The sequence below is a fragment of the Mesobacillus sp. AQ2 genome (assembly GCF_030122805.1).
Taxonomy (GTDB): domain Bacteria; phylum Bacillota; class Bacilli; order Bacillales; family Cytobacillaceae; genus Mesobacillus; species Mesobacillus oceanisediminis_A.
This window is the reverse complement of the sequence record NZ_CP126080.1, coordinates 3,734,146-3,754,255: the sequence shown is the minus strand read 5'-3', so window position 1 is coordinate 3,754,255 and position 20,110 is coordinate 3,734,146. Positions and strand designations below refer to the sequence as shown.

Genomic DNA, 20,110 nt, shown 5'->3' with positions numbered 1-20,110 from the left:
AATCACCCTTAATGATCATGTGCCTTGGCTTTTTTCTTAGAAGGCCACTCTTCCGGTACAGGATCGAAGCCGCCAGGATGCAGTGGCTGGCATTTCAGGATCCGGACGATTGTCAGCCATCCGCCTTTGAAGGGTCCGAATTTTTGGATCGCTTCAACCCCGTAATGGGAGCAGGTCGGGTAAAAACGGCAAGTTGGCGGCTTTAATGGCGAAATGACCGTTTGATAAAATCGGATAATGCCGATGAATGCTTTTTTTAGCATAGGTAAATCCCTTCTTGTAAATAGAATCAGGAAAAAGGAGCTGGCTTTCGGCTCCTTTTTTATTTATTTTTACCAGTTTCTTCGTTTTCAGATTCCCTGGTTTCTCCGCTGCTGCTTTCAATCGGGTCGATCGTGTGTTTGAATTGATATGCCTTCGAAGTCGTCAACACGCTTAAAACCAGGACAACGATGACGATAATGACTGAGATAATCAAAACGGTATACATAATACGTCCTCCTTTGTTCAAAATTATTGTAGCATGTTCCATTCCGGGATAGGAAAAAAGTTGCTGCCAGCATGTTTTTTCTCACCCAGGGAGGGGAATATAATTTATGACTAAGAGGAGGATGAATTTACATGGCACAAAATGAACTAATTCAAGCAGTAAACAAACAAGTAGCGAACTGGACGGTTCTTTATACCAAGCTCCACAATTATCACTGGTATGTAAAAGGCCGGCATTTTTTCACACTTCATGTGAAATTTGAAGAACTTTACAATGAAGCAGCGACAATCATCGATGAATTTGCAGAAAGAATTCTCGCGTTGGACGGAAAGCCTGTAGCAACGCTTAAAGAATATTTGGAACTGTCTTCAGTAAAAGAGGCAACAGGTTCTGAAAAAGAAGAAGAAATGGTAAAACAATTGCATGATGACTTTGCAACAATCGTTGAAGAGCTTCAGCAAGCAATCGAACTTGCAGAGAAGGCAGACGATACCGCTACCGCTGATATGATGACGGAAGTGAAAATGAGCCTTCGCAAACATATGTGGATGTTCAAGGCTTATCTTGGATAAAGAAAAGCGGAAGCGCCTCGGTCAGCGCCGACAAGCGTTGGAGGGCCGACCGGTGAAGTCGTTCTTTGACTTCATTGGGCGGACCGAAACGACTCGAGGGGCTAGGCGCTGGAGCTGGACAATTATATAAGTGAATTTTACACTTTCTTATCTAGAAAGAAAAAACTGGCCGTAGCCAGTTTTTTTTTGTTAAATAAAGAAAAAACCGGCTTCAACAGCCGGTTTGTATGTATGGACTATGACTATTCGTTAATGGATGTTGCGGGAAGGATATGTGACAGAGCGCGCGCCAAAGTCATCCTGGGCAAATTTCCCCTTAAGACTCTCGATTAAATAGAGACCCATCAAATCATAAAGCTCCTGCTTATCAAGGTCCTGGATAATCTTCAACAGGTCTTCACGGCTCATTTCTTCAAGGAAGGCAAAAGCGAGCATATCGATATCCTCTTCGTCGCCGGTCAATTTGTTGCGGTATAGTTCGTATAGCTCATCAATCAGTTTCATGGCATTTCACCTCTCCTTCTCTTATCCTCCATAATCCTATACTTATTTAATACCCTCCATAGGAAAAAATATGCCTTCAACTTGAAGTATTTCCCTGTTGGGTTATTGATTCACTTTATTTTTATTTGTGTCTAATTTTAACATACTCCTTACTTTAAAAGTAAATTTGGAGTGCTTAAAAATTAATTATTTTAATGATATTCAGTATAAAGAAATATAGACGCAGGGAACGATATCCATGAGGTGAGAAACATGACAGAAAGCAAAAAAACATACTATATCAACATCAGTGATGGCGAGATTCAAAGCGTATCAACTGCATCTCCATGGAATTTTAAAATTGAGGCAACTGACGAGGAAATCACCGCATTAAGGGAAATATTCGACCAGGGACATTCCACAGGCTGGCAAAACTTCATGAGGGCGCACGTTCCATATGTCCAGTACCATTATGACCGGGAAAATGATGCTCTCGACAGACAACTGATCCAGACATATGAAATGATCTATAAGCTTGGAGATGAAGAAGCGAGGAACCATATTGAAAGCATGGGAATATTACCTGAAAGATAGAGCAGCCGCAGACAAATCGTCTGCGGTTTATTCATTTTCTGTTTTTCTATATAATTAGATCAAGAAATAGAACGGGGAGAGGGAATATGGAAAAGTTTAAAGCGATGAACGGCGAGGACGTAATCTTGTCCTTTCAGGAAAACGCCTTTGAAAAAAAGGCATGCCACGTGCTGGTCATCTGTAAATATCGGGACCAGTGGCTTTTGACCAACCATAAAGTAAGAGGTCTCGAGTTTCCCGGCGGCAAAATGGAGAAAGATGAAACCTTGGAGGATGCCGCTCACCGGGAGGTCATGGAAGAAACGGGTGCATTTTTAAGCAGCCTCGAGTTTGTTGGGGAATATCAGGTTATGGATAGAGAAGGTTCATTTGTAAAAAGAATCTTTTACGGTGAAGTGGAGAAAATCGTACCCCAGGATGATTACCTGGAAACAGGGGGCCCCGTACTTATAAGTGGAGATTTGCTCGCAGAGAGAATGAAGGATGAGTATAGCTTTATCATGAAGGACGATGTCATAAAACATGCGCTTGAATTTTTGCAGTAAAAGAGATGAAAAATTGGCGGCTTGCTGTTGAGACCGCCAATTTTTTAGGTGGATCTGTACGGGAATATGATCTTTCATGGCAAATACGCATTACGAAAGGTCGTTACAAATGCAGTTCACTAACTAATTGGCGAAAAACAAATTTTATCTTATTGGCGAAAATCTGATTTTATTGGCGAAGTTCACACCTTTATTGGTGAAAATCCGTTTTTATTGGCGATGGCACTACTTATTCTAAAGAGAGAATCATTTTTCGCCTAAAACTAAAAGAAGCCAGAAGGATTAAACCTGGCTTCATCACTGGTTACTTTTAATCAGTTTCTTTTCGAGCAGCTCGACCAGCTGATACATCACGGTTGCGAACACAGCGATGACCAGCAGCGACAGGAATACGAGCGTGAAGTTGAATACCTGGAATCCGTAGATGATCATGTAGCCAAGACCACGTGCCGAAACGAGGAATTCTCCAACCATGACCCCTACCCAGCTAAGGCCGACATTCACTTTCAAGGTTGAAATGATGGTCGGGAATGAGGCTGGCAGGATGGCTTCCCTGAAGCACTGAGTCCTTGTGGCACCGAATGTTTGCAGCACTCTTAAATAGTTGGGATCCACTTCTTTAAAAGAGGTGTAGACCACGATTGTCGTGATGATTACGGAGATGATGGCTCCCATTGCAATAATGGAAGTCATATTGGTCCCCAGCGCGACAATCAGGATCGGCCCTAATGCCACTTTTGGCATTGAATTCAAAATGACGAGGTAAGGGTCCAGTATTCTTGATAGCAGCGGCGACCACCATAGTATTGCGGCGAGTATGGTTCCGGCGAGGGTACCCAGGATGAATCCGAGTACAGTCTCTGCCAGTGTTATGCCAAGGTTGACAGCGAGCGAACCGTCGAGCGTCTTCTCAATCAGCAGATTCCAGACTTTTGAGGGTGAACTGAAGAGTAGAGGATCAATCCATTTTTGCTGGCTTGACATTTCCCAGCTTGCAAAAAAAACGATGAAAATCAACAATTGATAGAGGCGGACTTTTTTCTGCTCTCTGCTCAGCTTTTTCAGATACTGTTGATGGAGGAGTTCAGTTTTCTTCTGGTTCAATGGATTCCAACTCCTTCCATATCGTCTGGAACAGATCATTGTATAAAGGGTGATTTCTCGCCTCAAACGGGCTCAGGTTTCTAAGCTCTTCCGGCATTGAGAAGGTTTTATGCAAGCGGCCGGGCCTTGGTGAGAACAGGAATATGCGATCACTCATCGCGATGGCTTCCCCGATATCATGCGTGACCAAAATCGCTGTTTTTCCAAACGACTTGAATGTATTTGAAACCAGGTCCTCAAGCTTCAATTTCGTTTGATAATCCAGGGCGGAAAACGGTTCATCGAGCATGAGCAGCTTGGGTTCTGTTGCCAGTGTCCGCACCAGGGCCACACGCTGGCGCATCCCGCCGGACAGCTGTTTAGGATAAAGTTTTTCTACATTCTCCAGCCCCATCTGTCCCAGCAGCGCTAAAACTTCCTCTTTTTTTGACTCTTCCAATGTTCCGCTGATCTTTAATCCTAGCAATATATTTTCCTCAATCGTTTTCCAGGGGAATAAGTAATCCTGCTGCAGCATGTATCCGGTCTGGTTCGAAGCCTCTTTGACAGATTTCCCTTCGAGTTTTACCTTGCCGTCAGAAGGTTCGATCAGCCCTGCGATAATCGAAAGCAGTGTCGTCTTGCCGCAGCCGCTCGGACCCAGAAAGGAGACGAATTCCCCTTCCTGGACATCGAGTGAAATGTCATTCAGCGCAGTGACAGCGGATGTTTTTGTAAAATAAGTGTGATGAATCCCTCTTAATGTCAAAAAGTCCATTAGGCTGCAACCTCCTGTTATTTCATGACTTTTCCTGCCACTTCTGTATTGACTAAAGTGTCATGGCTGACTTGCTTAGGAAGTTCCCCGGCTTCATCCATGATGGCCTGGAGATTGTTCCACTCTTCCTCATCGAGGATTGGGTCAGTTGCGTATGAACCCTGGCTCTTATAACGGTCAACCACTGTTTCGATTAGCGCTAAATCGGTATCTTTAAAGTATTCCTGTATGGCTTCAGCGGTTTCTTTGGCACTGTGGGAATCGACCCATTTCTGTGCTTTGTAAACGGCACGGGTGAACTTTTCAATCGTTTCCGGGTTTTCCTTCATGTAGCTTTGTTTTGCCATGAATGTGGTATAAGGTACATGACCGGACTCCGTACCGAATGAAGCGACGATATGACCTTTGCCTTCTTTTTCAAACATGCTTGCCTGCGGCTCGAATAGCTGCACAAAGTCTCCGGTTCCGGAAGCAAAGGCATTTGGAATATTGGCGTAATCAATATTTTGGATCATCTTTAAATCTTGTTTCGGATCAATGTCGTGTTTTTTGAGCACGAATTCACCGACCATTTGCGGCATTCCGCCTGTACGCTGTCCGAGATAGGTAGATCCCTTCAGCTCATCCCATGAAAAATTGTCGATCTTCTCTCTGGAAACAAGGAAGGTACCATCCGTCTGGGTCAGCTGGGCAAAGTTGATGACCGGGTCGTTTGAATCCTGGGCATAAACGTAAATGGAAGTTTCCGAGCCAACTAATGCAACATCTGCCGCATTCGAAAGCACGGCGGTCATTGTCTTGTCGCCGCCCCAAGCTGTAGTGAGCTCGATTTTCAATCCTTCTTCCTCAAAAAATCCTTTGGCAAGGGCAACATACTGAGGAGCATAGAAAATCGAACGAGTTACCTCTGCCACTTTAACAGTCTGTACCTTGTCTTGACTGCAGGCTGCAAGAGGTATAATAAGTATGGCAACCAAAAATAAAGCAAAAGCGGCTTTGAACCATTTTTTCATATAGATGCCTCCTAAAATCTGTCTTAAATTGGGCTTACGATAATGTATGAGGAGAGAAAAAATGTGTGAATGCCCAGTAGCAAAATAGAAAAAAATTCATATAGAGGAGTGATGAAGGTGGACAATGACGGTCAAATCATATCAGCATATAAGTTTCCTTCTCCCAACCCCAAAGTCCAACTTGAAATGGTCACTTATTTTGCAGGCGGGCTGCGTGTCAAAGGGCTGCTGGCAAGACCGGCTGAAGGAAGCGGGGCAGAAGGGTTCCTTTACCTTCGTGGCGGAATCAAAAATGTCGGGAAGGTGAGGCCAGCCCGGATTGCCCAATTCGCTTCCGAAGGCTTTACGGTTTTTGCTCCTTTTTACCGCGGCAACCAGGGTGGTGAAGGGGATGAAGATTTTGGCGGGAATGACCGTGACGATGCCTATGCCGGCTTTAGGCTGCTTCAATCACTGCCAGGGGTTGAAAGGGTTCATGTCTTTGGGTTTTCCCGCGGAGGTTTGATGGCTTTGCTGACGGCCATTCAATTTCCGGAGACAGCCTCAGTTGTCACCTGGGGCGGCGTGACCGATATGTTTTTAACCTATGTGGAAAGAAAAGACTTGCGAAGGATGATGAAAAGGGTAATTGGCGGATCGCCGAAAAAGGTGCCGAACCGATATAAATTCAGGACGCCTTTATACGAAATCGAAAACCTTAAAGCACCCGTGCTGCTGATCCACGGCCGAAATGACCGCAATGTCTCGGTTGAACACTCCTATCGGATCGAGAAACGGTTAAAAGAGTTGGACATGCCGGTCGAAAGCTGGTACTTTGATGAATATACGCACTATTTTCCACCGGTGATGAACCGGAAAGTGGTCAGCGATTTAACGAATTGGATGAAATCACAGCCGCAACAATGATAAAATGAATTTGAAGTTACTTGCGAATAGGAGCGAAAAATGATGGGGATGCCATTAGAGTTGAATACAATGATCGTGACAAAAGGCCGCGAAAAAAGGCTCGAAGACAACTTCTTCTCTTTGAAAAAGGAAGGCTACAGGCTTTATCCAATTGACATTCCAGTAGAAGTCAAAAAGACGATCGAAGGCGACCTGACTGGAACAGGAGTCATTTCAAAGGTCGAGTGGACAGAAAATGAAACAACCATTACGTATCAATTAGTTTCCTTGAACTCTACAAACTGAGCAGGGCACATACTGTGCTCTGTTTTTTTTTGAAAAGGGCTGGTGCTAACTGTTAGAAAAACAATCAAGTATGCAAAGTGCATCTTTATTGGTGCCCTGTTTTCTGAGGAGACGGGATATTAGGGCACCAATAGGTTCTATTGGTGCCCTGTTTTCGGATGAAATGGGATTTTAGGTCACCAATGAGTTTTATTGGTGCCCTGTTTTCGGATGGAACGGGAATTTAGGTCAGCAAAGGGCTTTATTGGTGCCCTGTCCTACAAGGGAACGGGATTGTGGCTTTGCTCAATATAAGAATCCATTTATGAATAACAAAATAATAAAATCAAAGGCCATCTCTTTTCCAGAGATGGCCTCACTCAAATTCTTATTTAACGGTTGGTCCGCCTTTTTCTTCGATTTCAGACGGTACGTTTGTGAACTTTTTGAAGTTGTCACGGAACTGGTCTGCGAGTTCGTTTGCTTTTGCGTAGTAGGCTTCCTTGTCACTCCATGTTTTGACTGGCTGGAGGACATCGTCAGGTACACCTGGTACGTGCAGCGGGATATCGAGGCCAAAGATTTCGTCTTTGGCGGTTTCGACGTTGTTCAGTTCGCCTTCAAGTGCTGCCTGGACCATCGCGCGAGTGTACGCCAGCTTCATGCGGCTGCCGGTTCCATACTCTCCGCCTGTCCATCCTGTATTCACGAGGAATACCTTTGCGTTGTGCTCATCGATTTTTTCACCAAGCATTTCCGCGTACCTTGTGGCAGCAAGCGGAAGGAATGGAGAACCGAAGCATGTTGAGAATGTTGCCTGTGGTGAAGTGATGCCGCGTTCTGTTCCAGCAAGCTTCGAAGTGTATCCGCTCAGGAAGTGATACATTGCTTGTTCCTTTGTCAGCCTGGCGATTGGAGGCAAGACTCCGAAAGCGTCAGCTGTCAGGAATACGATCGCGTTTGGATGCCCCGCTATGCTTGGGTCCACGATGTTTTCGATAGCCTGGATCGGATAGGCTGCACGAGTGTTTTCTGTCAGGCTGCCGTCATCATAATCGGCCACGCGTGTTTCGTCATCGACTACGACGTTCTCAAGAACAGATCCAAAGCGGATTGCATCAAAGATTTGCGGTTCTTTTTCCTTGGACAAGTTGATGCATTTCGCATAGCAGCCGCCTTCGATGTTGAACACACCATTAGGTGACCAGCCATGCTCATCGTCACCGATCAAACGGCGATTATTATCAGCAGATAAAGTTGTTTTGCCTGTGCCAGATAGTCCGAAGAACAATGCTACATCCCCTTCGCGGCCTACATTCGCTGAGCAGTGCATCGAAAGGATTCCATTTTCCGGAAGTATATAGTTCATCACGGAGAAAATCGATTTCTTCATTTCGCCCGCATATTCCGTTCCGCCGATCAAGACGACGCGCTGTTCGAAGGAAACAATGATGAATGTTTCTGAGTTTGTTCCATCAACCTCTGGATCTGCTTTGAAAGTAGGAGCCGAAATGACCGTAAACTCGGATTCATGCTCAGGAAGCTCTTCCTCAGTCGGACGGATGAACAATTGATGGGCAAACAGGTTGTGCCATGCATATTCATTGATGACCTGGATTGGCAGGCGGTATTTCTTATCCGCGCCGGCGAATCCCTTGAATACGAAAACTTCCTCTTTATCTTTAAGGAACTTCAATACCTTATTATATAGCTTCGTGAAGGATTCCACGGAGATCGGCTGATTGACCGAGCCCCAGTCAATTTTGTCTTTCACGGATTCTTCTTCGACAATGAATTTATCTTTAGGTGAACGGCCAGTATATTTACCAGTAGTCGCTCTTACTGCTCCAGTTGATGTCAAAAGCCCTTCGTTGCGGTTCAGGACCTTTTCGACAAGCTGGGGCACAGATAGCTGTACCTGTACATTGCTTCCTTTTAATAATGCTGAAAGTTCATTTGATATTCCTACAACGTTCATCGGAGGATACCTTCCTTTTTTATAGATTCAAAATACGTATATCAACTTTCGAGAATCCAGTTCCAGCGCCTGACCGCTCGAGTCGCTTGGCTAGTGTCGCCTCCTAGAAATTCCGAAACTTCAACTCCGCCCGCCGAAGCAAAAAACGCTTCATTGCCGGAGTCTCCAGTTTCTGCGTTTCTAGGCAGACGGCTATACTTTTCGATTTTGGTCTGCCCAATGAAGACAAAAAACGACTTCGCTGGTCAGCCTCCAATGCTTGCCGCGGCAGGTCAAGGCGCTTCCACTTTTCTTGAAAGAATGATAATTTGTAAGTGTTTACATCTCGGTAATAGTATAACACATTGCTTCAATTAATCTATACTAATGATGAAAAAATTACCTTGTACCTAACTTGCGTTATATAATTCTTTCTTTATATAGTCAAGTAATATGGGTTGGTTTGACAACTTTTTATTTTAAGGCTCTGTTAAACAAGACTGTTGATTTTTGTTCCAGGCGCTTCGCTTTCCGCGGGGGAAGAATTATGAAAAAGCTCAAGTGCCAGCTTTTTCAAAGACCAAATTCTTCTTGGCTGGCGCTGAGCCTCCTCGTCGCTTTGCTCCTGCGGGGTCTCACCTAACCAGCTGCGCCCGCAGGACATTGAGAAACTTCCCTGAACCTGCCCACGCACGATGAAAATGCGCTAGCATTTTCGGAGGAGCCTACGCGCCTTCCACTACAATCAACAGGTGTAAAAACAACATTGGGCTTTAACAGAGCCTATTTTAAAGAAATGGTTTCAACAACAATCGACATTTTTGTCGAGAAAATGATTGACATGGCCAGACAGGTTCGTTATGATTTTGATTTGAACGGATACTCTCTTATCCCGAGCTGGTGGAGGGACAGGCCCAATGAAACCCAGCAACCTGCAAACGAGAAAAACAGCCTAAGAATCAGCTGATCTTTTCCGGGCAAAGGTGCTAACCTGACGCAAGGGAATTGCCCTTGAACGATAAGAGCGAAAGGCGCGGTTAAAGCTAAAACCTTTCCTCACAATTGGAGAGGTTTTTTATATTGCTTTTTTCTGTCCGATGCATAGAAATGCAACTGGACTGCCTTCTTTGGTGTCATTGCTCCCGTGGGTGAAAATTAGGAAAAAAAGAAATTCACCATGAATCTTAAACAAATTTTTCTAATAAAAACTCAGCGTTTATTTCATACTACATAGGGAATGAGTACCGTATCAAACCGAGGTTTGTATTGGGACAGCCTCGATCAATTTTTATACATGAGGGAGGAACTCAGATGTCAAACAAACGCCGTTTGTTCACTTCTGAATCAGTAACAGAAGGCCATCCGGATAAAATTTGCGACCAGATTTCTGACGCGATTTTGGATGCGATCCTTGCTAAAGATGCTAACGCACGTGTTGCTGCTGAAACATCAGTTACAACTGGCCTTGTACTAGTTGCAGGCGAAATCACAACATCTACATACGTAGATATTCCTAAAATCGTACGTGAAACTGTCAAGGAAATTGGCTATACTCGCGCGAAGTACGGCTTTGACGCTGAAACTTGCGCAGTGTTAACTTCCATTGACGAGCAGTCTGCAGACATCGCGATGGGTGTTGACCAGGCTCTTGAAGCACGTGAAGGACAAATGTCCGATGCAGAAATCGAAGCAATCGGAGCTGGCGACCAGGGCTTGATGTTCGGTTTTGCATGTAATGAAACGAAAGAGCTTATGCCGCTTCCGATTTCATTGGCGCACAAAATTTCCCGCCGCCTGACTGAAGTGCGCAAGGAAGAAATCCTTCCATATCTTCGTCCGGACGGAAAAACTCAGGTAACGGTAGAATACGATGAGAATGACAAGCCAGTCCGCATCGACACAATCGTTATCTCAACACAGCACCATCCTGAAGTTTCGCTTGAGCAAATCCAGCGCAATCTTAAAGAACATGTCATCAACCCTGTCGTACCGGCAGAGCTGATCGATGAAAACACAAAATACTTCATCAACCCAACTGGCCGTTTCGTAATCGGCGGACCACAGGGTGACGCAGGTCTTACTGGCCGCAAAATCATCGTTGATACTTACGGCGGATACGCTCGCCACGGCGGAGGCGCATTCTCTGGTAAGGATCCTACAAAAGTTGACCGTTCAGCTGCATACGCTGCGCGTTATGTTGCGAAAAACATCGTCGCTGCAGGCCTTGCTGAAAAAGTTGAAGTTCAGCTTGCTTACGCAATCGGTGTTGCCCGTCCGGTATCTATCTCAATCGATACGTTCGGAACAGGCAAGGTAAGCGAAGATGTATTGATCGATGTTGTTGAAAACAACTTCGACCTTCGTCCAGCTGGAATCATCAACATGCTTGACCTGCGCAAGCCAATCTACAAGCAGACAGCTGCATACGGACACTTCGGCCGTTCTGACGTTGACCTTCCATGGGAGCGTACAGACAAGGCAGAGGCACTCCGCACTCAGGCTCAAGGTAAATAAAAAGGAACAACGGGAGTTGCATAGAAATATGTAACTCCCTTTATTATTTGCCGTCTAATTAGGGAGCGCCAGATATTTTCAAGGTTTGCACCTGGTCCAAAAGGTGTAAAATAAAGTATTACCTTAAATTTCCCTCAGATTTTACTGCAAAAATTTTGCGTTTAATGGTAGTATTAGATGGTATGTTTTTTGGAAGTAAAATTACTGGAAAATCACAATAAATTTTTTCTGAAATGGAGAAGGTGAAGTACATAATGTGTGGCTTTATCGGTTGTGTACATGAAAATGCACAGGAATTCAGCAGCGATGATAAGCAGCTGTTCAAAAATATGAATGACATCATCACCCACCGCGGGCCTGATGATGATGGGTATTTCTATGATGAGCATATCCAGTTCGGCTTCCGCCGTCTGAGCATCATCGACCTTGAGGCTGGCCATCAGCCATTGACTTATGAAAATGAACGCTATTGGATCATTTTTAACGGGGAAATCTACAACTATCTCGAACTTCGTGAAGAGTTGATTGAAGAAGGACTGACTTTCGAAACGCACTCTGATACTGAAGTCATCATTGCCCTATACAGCCACCTTAAGGAGCAGGCTGTAGACAAGCTGCGCGGAATGTTCGCATTTGTCATCTGGGATAAGCAGGAACAAGTCCTTTACGGTGCACGTGACCATTTCGGCATCAAGCCATTCTTCTATTTTGAAGATGAAAATCGCACATTCTTCGGTTCTGAAAAGAAAAGCATTTTGCTTGCGCTGCAGAATGATGTGATTGATTATAAGGCACTGCAGCACTATTTAACTTATCAATTTGTCCCAGAACCTAATACAATGTCTGAAGGCATCTACAAGCTTGAGCCAGGGCATTATTTTACAAAGAAAATCGGTTCACCTATGGAAATCAAGCGTTATTGGAAAGCGAGCTTCTCGCCAATCCAAAAATCTGAGGATGAATTCACGAAGGAGATCAGGGATGTCCTGTTCGAATCGGTGAAAATCCACATGCGCAGTGATGTGCCGGTTGGTTCTTTCCTTTCCGGCGGGATTGATTCTTCTATCATTGCGTCGATTGCGAAGCAATACCATCCTGGAATCAAAACATTCTCTGTCGGATTTGAACAGAATGGCTTCAGCGAGATTGACGTCGCCAAGGAAACGGCTGATCGACTCGGTGTTGAAAATATCAGCTATGTGATCAGCCCGCAGGAATACATGGATGAACTTCCTAAAATCATGTGGCATATGGATGACCCGCTTGCTGATCCGGCAGCCATACCTTTGTATTTCGTTGCCCGTGAGGCAAGGAAGCATGTAACGGTAGTCCTTTCCGGTGAAGGTGCCGATGAATTGTTCGGGGGCTATAATATTTACCGCGAACCGCAAGACCTCGAGGTATTCAATAAAATTCCCGGAGTAGGGAAGGCGATGCTTAAGGGCATTTCCAAAATGATGCCAGAGGGTATGAGAGGCAAGAGCTTCATCGAGCGCGGCGTGACTCCAATGGAGGAGCGTTATATCGGAAACGCGAAGATGTTCACGGAAAAAGAGAAGAGCGAACTGCTGCATGTTTATAACGGCCAGTACGATTACAGGGATGTCACGAAGCCTTTATATCGTGAAAGCAGAGGCTATGATCCGGTTGATACAATGCAATACATCGACATCCACACATGGATGCGCGGCGATATTTTATTGAAAGCAGATAAGATGACGATGGCTCATTCTTTGGAGCTTCGCGTACCATTCCTGGATAAGGTTGTTTTTGAAACAGCTTCAAAGATTCCGACAAGCCTGAAGACAGCGAATAATACAACGAAGTATATTTTGCGAAAAGCGGCAGAAGGAGTGGTCCCTGACCACGTGCTTACCCGCAAGAAACTCGGCTTCCCGGTGCCAATCAGACACTGGCTTAAGAATGAAATGAACGAGTGGGCAAAGAACATTATCAAGGAAAGCAACACAGAACATCTTATCAATAAGTCTTACGTTTTAAGACTATTGGATGAACACTGCCAGAACAAGGCGGATAACAGCCGTAAAATCTGGACAGTTCTGATGTTCATGATGTGGCATGATGTGTATGTCGAAAAAAAATACTCCTTCCAGAAGGAGTATGAGGCTCAAAAAGTATTACAATCTTAAAAATTAGGGAAGGTAGGTGATGGCCTGCCTTCCCATCTGCACCCAGGATTCTGCGAAATCCTTAATGGGTGCTTTTTTATTTTTTTCATTTGATAAAGGATCATTGAAATAGACGAAGTTTTCATCATACCCGGTAATCAGGACAGAATGTTCCTTCGTTGTAATTTTAACAGGCCCGCCAGGCGTGTACCATGTCTGGAAAAAGCTGTCGTCCAGCTTTTTGTATTCGGTGTTAATGATCACCCAAACTGGCCTGCCATCTGACAGGTGCGATTTAATATCCTGGAATCCTGCGCCCGTAAGATCTTTTATTTTGCCGGGAAGATACTTTTCTGCCAGTTCAGCAATTGGTTTATGATAGACTCCGAGCCCTGGTTCTGTGTATGTGTACATATTGCCGACAAAGCCCTCATTCGGGTCTCCAAAAAAGACTTTTCCATTATCGAGGCGGTACTCAGCCGGGTTTTTCCTGACTTCGCTGGCGAGTGTCAGCTTGTCCACTTTTACACCCTGATGCATGAGGAGCATGGCCAGGCTTGTTACCTCACATCCTCGAGGGAGCTCAGGCATTTGCCATATGATTGGTGCCTCCAGGAGTACCTGCTTTTTAGTCGGTATGATTTTAGGTTCGCTCTCTTCCTGGACAGCAGGTGCCCTTTCTGTTCTGGGTTCAGGCTCATCCAGCCAGTCTTTCACCGATTGTACGGCCAGGGCTACATGTGAAGCCTGAAGGTTCTCGAGGAGGAAAGCACCAACGATTGAGGTGAAAACAAACAGGAACATCAGGATGGATTTCATCATGCTATTTTGTTTTCGAATCAATAGATAAAACATGAGCAGCAAAGGGATAATTGCTGCAAGAGGTAAATACAGTTTGTCCACATCCATCACCCCGTCCGCATATTTCAAAAATAATAGGGTATATTATATTATTTAGTATCGGACTGGTGAGGGAGTTTTTTTAGCAGATCATTCATCTTTGTTCTGCAAACTTTTATAGTATTGCCCTTTTTCGGCATATTCTCTGGAAATGCGTTCCATATCCCGGATATCGTCTTCGTTCAATTCACGGATGACTTTTGCCGGTCGTCCGAAAGCCAGTGTATTGGGCGGGATCTTCTTACCCTGAGGAACGAGGCTGCCGGCACCAATAAAAGCGCCTTCGCCGATTTCAGCTTCATCAAGAATGATTGACCCCATCCCAATAAGGGCCTTTTTCCTGATGATGCAGCTGTGGAGGACGACCTGATGTCCGACGGTCACCTCGTCTTCGAGGATTAAAGGGTTATTCGGACTTTGATGCAGGACCGAATTGTCCTGGATGTTCACTTTATTGCCAATGATCGTCGGGGCGACATCGCCGCGGATCGAGGTATTGAACCAGACACTCGATTCCTCACCGATTTCAACATCTCCTGTAATTGTTACATAATCCGCGATAAAAGCGGAATCTGCTATTTTAGGTGTTTTGCCATTGTAAGGATAAATCATTTGTGCACACTCCTGTAATTTTATAATGCTTTCGTTTTTATTTTTCGCTAATTATATATTATAGTTCTTTTAAAGAAAGAAAAAGTATTTGAGTGGGGGAATGGTCATGTGGAAATGGGAAGCTGATGGGGATGCTAAGGCTGTGATTGTCATGATTCATGGTGCGCAGGAGCATCATCGCCGGTATGGCTGGCTGATTGAGGCCTGGCGTTCATCCGGTTTTCATGTCATAATGGGTGACCTGCCAGGACAGGGCATGACCACAAGAGCAAACCGTGGCCATATTGATTCCTTTGATGAATATATTTTGGAAGTGAAAGAGTGGATAGAGGCAGCTTATGACTTTGACCTCCCAGTGTTTTTGCTGGGCCACAGCATGGGTGGACTTATTGCCATCCGCTTGCTGCAGGAGGAACGTGTCGAACTTGCCGGATTGATACTATCATCTCCATGCCTCGGATTGGTGAAGTATCCATCAAAAATGCTGGATATGCTCTCGCACGGCCTGAATGTCATTTTACCGACATTCAGGATCTCATCGGGCCTGTCTGTAGATATGGCAACCAGGAATGAGGATGTCAGGGCAGTCGACGCGAATGATTCATTATATATTACCAAGGTATCGGTGCGCTGGTACCGCGAGCTGGCAGCGGCCATGGGGCTTGCGTTCGATAATATGGATAAAGTCCAGGACGTACCGACACTGCTTCTGCAGGGCGGAGATGATAAGATAGTCGATAAGCGAGCGGTTAAAGAATGGTTCAACAATGCCCCGCTTTCAGAGAAACGATATAAAGAATGGCCGAAATGCTACCATGAAGTCTTCAATGAACCTGAACGCGAAGAGGTTTTTGACTATGCGAATGATTTTGTCATGAGCCAGCTGAAGGCGATTGGATATATTTATTAGAAAGAGAAAGGGTGAAGCCGCAGCATGATGATCCCATCAATGCCCATCAGTTTGATGTACCGGGTGTACAGAAAAGTCCTGCCACAGGTACATCGAGAGCTGGCATACTGGAAAAGCAGGGCAGAGGAAATCCCGAATCCTGAACTCAGGAGGCAGGCATTGGCCAGCATCGAGCTCAAGACTTTCCATTGTGAGGGCGGCTCTATTATGAGCCTGACCGCTAAAAAACAATATAAAGAGGCCATCCGGTTCATTGTGGCGTACCAGACGATCAGCGATTATCTCGATAATCTATGTGACCGCAGCACCTCGCTGGATCCAGTGGATTTTGCCGCACTGCATGAGTCGATGGCAGATGCTCTCAGCCTGGACAACCAGTTGAAAAATTATTATCGCGAGCGGGAAGACCAGAATGATGGCGGGTATCTGATCGAGCTGGTGACCGTTTGCCGCGAAGTCCTTGCCGGGCTTGATCATTATCAGGGTATTAAGAAGCATCTGGTTGAACTGTGTGATTATTATTGCGATTTGCAGATACATAAGCATGTCGAGGTGAAAGAGCGTGTGCCGAGATTGCAAACATGGTTCGATGGCCATCGTGAAAATATTCCCGACATGGAATGGTACGAATTCTCAGCCTGCACCGGATCGACGCTCGGCATCTTTTGTCTCGTATCCTACGCGCTTCGCGATGATTTCAAACCGGAATACGCAGATAGCATCCGCAATGGTTATTTTCCATACATACAAGGACTGCACATACTCCTGGATTATTTCATCGACCAGGAAGAGGACCGCGAAGGTGGCGATTTGAACTTCTGTTTCTATTATGAAAATGAAGAAGCTTTGTTTGGGAGGTTGCGGCATTTTGTTGAAAATGCCGACCAGCACACAGCTCGATTGCCGCATCGGAAATTCCACAAACTGATCAACCGCGGACTTCTCGGCGTTTATCTATCCGATGAAAAAGTAAGGCGGCAGGAAAGAATAAGGAAGCTCGCCAGGGAAATGATCAAAACAGCAGGCCCCGTCAGCTACTTCTTTTATATTAATGGACGAGCTTATCGGTCATTGCAGAAGTGGATGCCATCGGGGGTTGTGAAGGCGTTTATAAAATAGGATTGCAGCCAGGGATTGAGCCTTGGCTGTTTTTGAATCAGGAGAATTAAGTCACCCGAATCAACCAAATAAAGGTGATATTTGATTGCGGTTACAGACTAAGACGGGCTGCGCCAAAAAGAGGAAATCACTCGGATACGGTCGCAGAAAAGGAGCAGCTGCGCCCGAAAAGAGGAAACCACTCGGAGTACGGTCGTAGAACTAGAGAGAGGTGCCATGTAAATATGTGTCTTAACTGAAAAAACGTTATACATACCCTTGTATGGTGCCCTTATATGGACAATTTCGCCTGCATAAGGGTATCTATCGACTTGAATGGTGCCCTTATGTGGACAATTTCGCCTGCATAAGGGTATCTATCGACATGAATGGTACCCTTATGTGAACAATTTCGCCTGCATAAGGGTATCTATCGACATGAATGGTACCCTTATGTGAACAATTTCGCCTGCATAAGGGTATCTATCGTCTTGAATGGTGCCCTTATGTGAACAATTTCGCGTGCATAAGGGTATCTATCGACATGAATGGTACCCTTATGTGGACAATGTCAACTGGCATAAGGGTATCTATCGGCTTGAATGGTACCCTTATGAGGATAGCTTCGCCTGCATAAGGTATCTATCGGCTTGAATGGTACCCTTATGAGGATAGCTTTGCCTGCATAAGGGTATCTTTCGACATGAATGGTACCCTTATGTGGACAATTTCGCGTGCATAAGGGTATCTTTCAGCTTGAATGGTACCCTTATGAGGATAGCTTCGATTGCATAAGGGTACCTTTCAGCTTGAACTGAGTGCGACTTCGGACAACATTTGTGGTTACAGGCGAAAAGCTGTCCTAAAGAAAAAAAGCCCCCCATTTCAGGGAACCTCTCTTATCTCTTCTCAATCGCAATAATAAATGGCGGATTGTTCTTTTGGTTCAGGAATTTATACTCTAAAACGTGTGCGATGTTTTGATCCAGTGATTTTACATAACGCAATAAATATTCCCGCTCTACTTTGCCTTCCGGGTGTCCGTGGTAAATCACAATCACGATGATTCCTTCTGGCGCCATGATTTCGAGCAGCTGGTCGATGGCATGGATGGTGGTTTCGGGCACGGTGACAATGTTTTTATCCCCGCCTGGCAGATAGCCAAGGTTGAAAACGGCACCGGTTATTTTACCGAAATGTAGTGGGGGAATGCATTCTGTGATGTTTTCATGTCCGGTATGGAACAGGGTAACCTGATCCTGCAATTCGTGCTCGCGAAGCTTTGTTTTGCATGACATAAGCGCTTCATCCTGAATGTCAAAGCCATAAATACGGCCGGCCGGGCCTACGAGATTAGCCAAAAATAACGTATCATGGCCATTTCCAACAGTAGCATCCACCGCAATATCCCCTGGTTTAACCGCAAGTTCAAGGAGATTCCGTGCAAATGGAAGAATCCTCTCAAGCTTCATTTTCAATCACCACTTTGTTTCCAGTATAGAATTTACCTTGCCAGCTGTCGCGGCGTTTCATTTCTTTGTCGATCGCATTCAGCACTTCCCATTTGTTGACGCTCCACATCGGGCCGACCATCAGCTCAATCGGGCCATCTCCTGTAATCCTGTGGATGATCATTTCAGGAGGCAGGATTTCGAGCTGGTCACAGACCAATTTTACATAATCCTCAAGGCTAAGGAATTCAAGCATCCCCTTTTCATACTGCTTGACCATCGGTGTACCTTTCAGCAAATGGAGAAGATGGATCTTGATGCCCTGGACATCAAGTTTGGCAACTTCTTGAGCCGTTTCCATCATCATTTCCGGTGTTTCCAGAGGCAATCCGTTAATGATGTGCGAACAAACCCTGATGCCGTGCTTGCGGAGCTTGTCCACTCCTTCTTTGTATGTCTGGTAATCATGGGCCCGATTGATTAGATTGGCTGTTTTTTCATGGACAGTCTGAAGACCAAGCTCAACCCATAAATACGTGCGTTCATTCAGTTCAGCAAGGTATTCAACCACATCGTCCGGCAGGCAGTCAGGCCTGGTTGCAATCGAAAGGCCAACGACACCTTCCTCATTCAGAACGGTTTCGTATTTTTCCCTCAGGACCTCGACCGGTGCGTGGGTATTGGTGAAAGCCTGGAAATAGGCCATGTATTTGCCGTCTTTCCATTTTGTATGCATTTTTTCTTTTATCTTCTTGAATTGTGTGCCGAGATCTTCTACCCGGTCACCGGCGAAATCGCCTGAACCAGCTGCGCTGCAGAATGTGCAGCCGCCGTGGGCTACCGTGCCGTCCCGGTTCGGACAATCGAAGCCGCCATCAAGCGCCACCTTGAAAACCTTGTGGCCAAAATGGTTCCGCAAATGGTAATTCCATGTGTGGTATCGTTTATCATCTGTTGCGTATGGAAAAGGGTTGGCCTGTTTCATGCCAGAAACCTCCTTATAACCTGTCAGTCAGTAATAATAAAAATTGTACCACTTAGGATGGGTGAATCCAATTGCAAAAAGATTACAAAAGGCTGTTTCGAATTAATAGCTGCTTTTCGAATTCTGCAGTTTAATTCTCTGTCAAAGCTATTGCCAGCATTAAATATTGACAAAAACGTGATAGGAAAATCAATTGTGAACAAAATAAAGAAGAAGCAGACTTGCTTCAGCATCAAGAAAAGGAGGGGCTAAAATTGGCAACACGTCAATCGGTTGACCAGCTACTTCAGCAATGTGAGGATGCCATCAATCTTGCCCAGGAACAATACAAAAGCGCTGCTTCCCAACAGCATTATAATGACGGCGATTTCACAAACGCTCTTCAGGCCATTGAAGCTGCATATAATGATCTTGCCAAGCTCGCCTTCAGTGCGAATGCACAGCAGCGTGACCAGCTTCACAGAATGAGACTGCAGCTGCAGCAGGTTCAAAACAATATGATATTGCTTGATCATTAAAACGGGAGGGATAAACTTTGAAAAAGCGCTCAAAGCAGAATAATCCTGAACAAAAGACACGGAATGGAATGAACAACCAGGATATTGAACTTGGAATGGAGCATGATCCAATCAAAGAATCCAAGAAGATGTATGAACAAAGTGGCGGGCAGCCTGTAAAGTCAAAATTCCATCCCGAACCAGGGCAATCTTCATAAATTTGTAACACCCTCACTTCCAGAAAGGAAGTGGGGTTTTTTTATTGTGTCAATAGTAGAAGGGCGGCAGTATTGTTCATTTAACAAATACCCCCCGTTCACAATTCGGAT

22 protein-coding genes and 1 riboswitch are annotated in these 20,110 nt (G+C 45.1%); of the genes, 11 read left to right on the top strand and 11 right to left on the bottom strand.

The genetic code is table 11. The annotated features are described in order from the left end of the window. Nucleotides 1-8: 8 nt before the first annotated feature. Nucleotides 9-263, bottom strand: coding sequence for a membrane protein insertion efficiency factor YidD (yidD, locus tag QNH36_RS18880; RefSeq protein ID WP_283903977.1), 255 nt, complete (start codon nt 261-263; stop codon nt 9-11). Nucleotides 264-322: 59 nt separating this feature from the next. Continuing rightward, nucleotides 323-490, bottom strand: coding sequence for a YtzI protein (gene ytzI / locus QNH36_RS18875; protein ID WP_283903976.1), 168 nt, complete (start codon nt 488-490; stop codon nt 323-325). Nucleotides 491-621: 131 nt separating this feature from the next. Here ytzI and QNH36_RS18870 point away from each other — a divergent pair, with 131 nt between their 5' ends. Then, a complete protein-coding gene (locus tag QNH36_RS18870; RefSeq protein WP_144477039.1) occupies nt 622-1,062 on the top strand; it encodes a Dps family protein in 441 nt (146 codons plus the stop codon). A gap of 249 nt (nt 1,063-1,311) precedes the next feature. On the opposite strand, the gene QNH36_RS18865 is transcribed toward QNH36_RS18870, so the two are convergent. Continuing rightward, complete coding sequence (locus QNH36_RS18865) at nt 1,312-1,566, bottom strand: DUF6154 family protein (protein WP_144477042.1); 255 nt, start codon at nt 1,564-1,566, stop codon at nt 1,312-1,314. A 252-nt stretch (nt 1,567-1,818) separates the two neighbouring features. Between QNH36_RS18865 and QNH36_RS18860 the strand changes: the two genes are divergently transcribed. Then, complete coding sequence (locus QNH36_RS18860; protein WP_144477045.1) at nt 1,819-2,139, top strand: hydrolase; 321 nt, start codon at nt 1,819-1,821, stop codon at nt 2,137-2,139. Between the two features lie 86 nt (nt 2,140-2,225). Further along, nucleotides 2,226-2,684 (top strand): RNA deprotection pyrophosphohydrolase, encoded by a 459-nt coding sequence (ytkD, locus tag QNH36_RS18855; protein ID WP_283903975.1) that lies wholly within the window; start codon nt 2,226-2,228, stop codon nt 2,682-2,684. A 297-nt stretch (nt 2,685-2,981) separates the two neighbouring features. Here the strand turns inward: ytkD and QNH36_RS18850 are convergent, their stop codons facing one another. The 3 genes from QNH36_RS18850 to QNH36_RS18840 are packed head-to-tail and all read right to left on the bottom strand — an operon-like array spanning nt 2,982 to nt 5,558. Further along, entirely contained in the window at nt 2,982-3,788 is an 807-nt protein-coding gene (locus QNH36_RS18850) for an ABC transporter permease (RefSeq protein ID WP_283903974.1), read from the bottom strand. Further along, nucleotides 3,769-4,545, bottom strand: coding sequence for an ABC transporter ATP-binding protein (locus QNH36_RS18845; protein ID WP_144477055.1), 777 nt, complete (start codon nt 4,543-4,545; stop codon nt 3,769-3,771). Before QNH36_RS18845 ends, QNH36_RS18850 begins: the two co-directional genes overlap by 20 nt. A 17-nt stretch (nt 4,546-4,562) precedes the next feature. After that, entirely contained in the window at nt 4,563-5,558 is a 996-nt protein-coding gene (locus QNH36_RS18840) for an ABC transporter substrate-binding protein (protein WP_283903973.1), read from the bottom strand. 117 nt (nt 5,559-5,675) lie between these two features. Between QNH36_RS18840 and QNH36_RS18835 the strand changes: the two genes are divergently transcribed. After that, entirely contained in the window at nt 5,676-6,464 is a 789-nt protein-coding gene (locus QNH36_RS18835) for an alpha/beta hydrolase family protein (RefSeq protein ID WP_481825287.1), read from the top strand. Nucleotides 6,465-6,506: 42 nt separating this feature from the next. Next, nucleotides 6,507-6,749: a DUF2584 domain-containing protein gene (locus tag QNH36_RS18830; protein ID WP_144477779.1), complete on the top strand. Its 243-nt coding sequence runs from the start codon at nt 6,507-6,509 to the stop codon at nt 6,747-6,749. 367 nt (nt 6,750-7,116) lie between these two features. Here the strand turns inward: QNH36_RS18830 and pckA are convergent, their stop codons facing one another. Further along, nucleotides 7,117-8,706 carry a phosphoenolpyruvate carboxykinase (ATP) gene (gene pckA, locus QNH36_RS18825; RefSeq protein WP_283903971.1) on the bottom strand — a complete coding sequence of 530 codons (1,590 nt, stop codon included), beginning with the start codon at nt 8,704-8,706 and terminating at the stop codon, nt 7,117-7,119. An 863-nt stretch (nt 8,707-9,569) separates the two neighbouring features. Continuing rightward, nucleotides 9,570-9,710: riboswitch (SAM riboswitch) on the top strand. A gap of 286 nt (nt 9,711-9,996) precedes the next feature. Between pckA and metK the strand changes: the two genes are divergently transcribed. Both metK and asnB read left to right on the top strand, forming a co-directional pair. Further along, nucleotides 9,997-11,199: a methionine adenosyltransferase gene (metK, locus tag QNH36_RS18820; protein ID WP_144477067.1), complete on the top strand. Its 1,203-nt coding sequence runs from the start codon at nt 9,997-9,999 to the stop codon at nt 11,197-11,199. A 254-nt stretch (nt 11,200-11,453) separates the two neighbouring features. Further along, the gene (gene asnB / locus QNH36_RS18815; RefSeq protein WP_144477070.1) at nt 11,454-13,349 is read left to right on the top strand and encodes an asparagine synthase (glutamine-hydrolyzing); all 1,896 of its coding nucleotides are present in this window, start codon (nt 11,454-11,456) and stop codon (nt 13,347-13,349) included. Nucleotides 13,350-13,352: 3 nt separating this feature from the next. On the opposite strand, the gene QNH36_RS18810 is transcribed toward asnB, so the two are convergent. Further along, entirely contained in the window at nt 13,353-14,231 is an 879-nt protein-coding gene (locus QNH36_RS18810; protein ID WP_481825286.1) for a C39 family peptidase, read from the bottom strand. An 87-nt stretch (nt 14,232-14,318) separates the two neighbouring features. Beyond that, nucleotides 14,319-14,840: a gamma carbonic anhydrase gene (locus QNH36_RS18805; RefSeq protein ID WP_144477073.1), complete on the bottom strand. Its 522-nt coding sequence runs from the start codon at nt 14,838-14,840 to the stop codon at nt 14,319-14,321. Nucleotides 14,841-14,946: 106 nt separating this feature from the next. Here QNH36_RS18805 and QNH36_RS18800 point away from each other — a divergent pair, with 106 nt between their 5' ends. Both QNH36_RS18800 and QNH36_RS18795 read left to right on the top strand, forming a co-directional pair. Continuing rightward, entirely contained in the window at nt 14,947-15,750 is an 804-nt protein-coding gene (locus QNH36_RS18800) for an alpha/beta hydrolase (RefSeq protein ID WP_251544765.1), read from the top strand. 24 nt (nt 15,751-15,774) lie between these two features. After that, nucleotides 15,775-16,869: a tetraprenyl-beta-curcumene synthase family protein gene (locus QNH36_RS18795; RefSeq protein ID WP_251544764.1), complete on the top strand. Its 1,095-nt coding sequence runs from the start codon at nt 15,775-15,777 to the stop codon at nt 16,867-16,869. 878 nt (nt 16,870-17,747) lie between these two features. Here QNH36_RS18795 and mnmM read toward each other — a convergent pair. Beyond that, nucleotides 17,748-18,320, bottom strand: a complete 573-nt coding sequence (gene mnmM, locus QNH36_RS18790; RefSeq protein ID WP_144477081.1) for a tRNA 5-(aminomethyl)-2-thiouridylate-methyltransferase MnmM — start codon at nt 18,318-18,320, stop codon at nt 17,748-17,750. Beyond that, nucleotides 18,310-19,284, bottom strand: a complete 975-nt coding sequence (gene mnmL, locus QNH36_RS18785; RefSeq protein WP_144477084.1) for a tRNA modification radical SAM protein MnmL/YtqA — start codon at nt 19,282-19,284, stop codon at nt 18,310-18,312. The genes mnmM and mnmL overlap by 11 nt, the downstream gene beginning before the upstream one ends. 254 nt (nt 19,285-19,538) lie before the next feature. Here mnmL and QNH36_RS18780 point away from each other — a divergent pair, with 254 nt between their 5' ends. Together QNH36_RS18780 and QNH36_RS18775 are read left to right on the top strand one after the other, a co-directional pair. Beyond that, nucleotides 19,539-19,802, top strand: coding sequence for a YtzC family protein (locus QNH36_RS18780; RefSeq protein WP_144477087.1), 264 nt, complete (start codon nt 19,539-19,541; stop codon nt 19,800-19,802). Nucleotides 19,803-19,819: 17 nt separating this feature from the next. Continuing rightward, a complete protein-coding gene (locus QNH36_RS18775) occupies nt 19,820-19,999 on the top strand; it encodes a glycogen biosynthesis protein GlgD (protein ID WP_144477090.1) in 180 nt (59 codons plus the stop codon). Nucleotides 20,000-20,110: the final 111 nt, after the last annotated feature.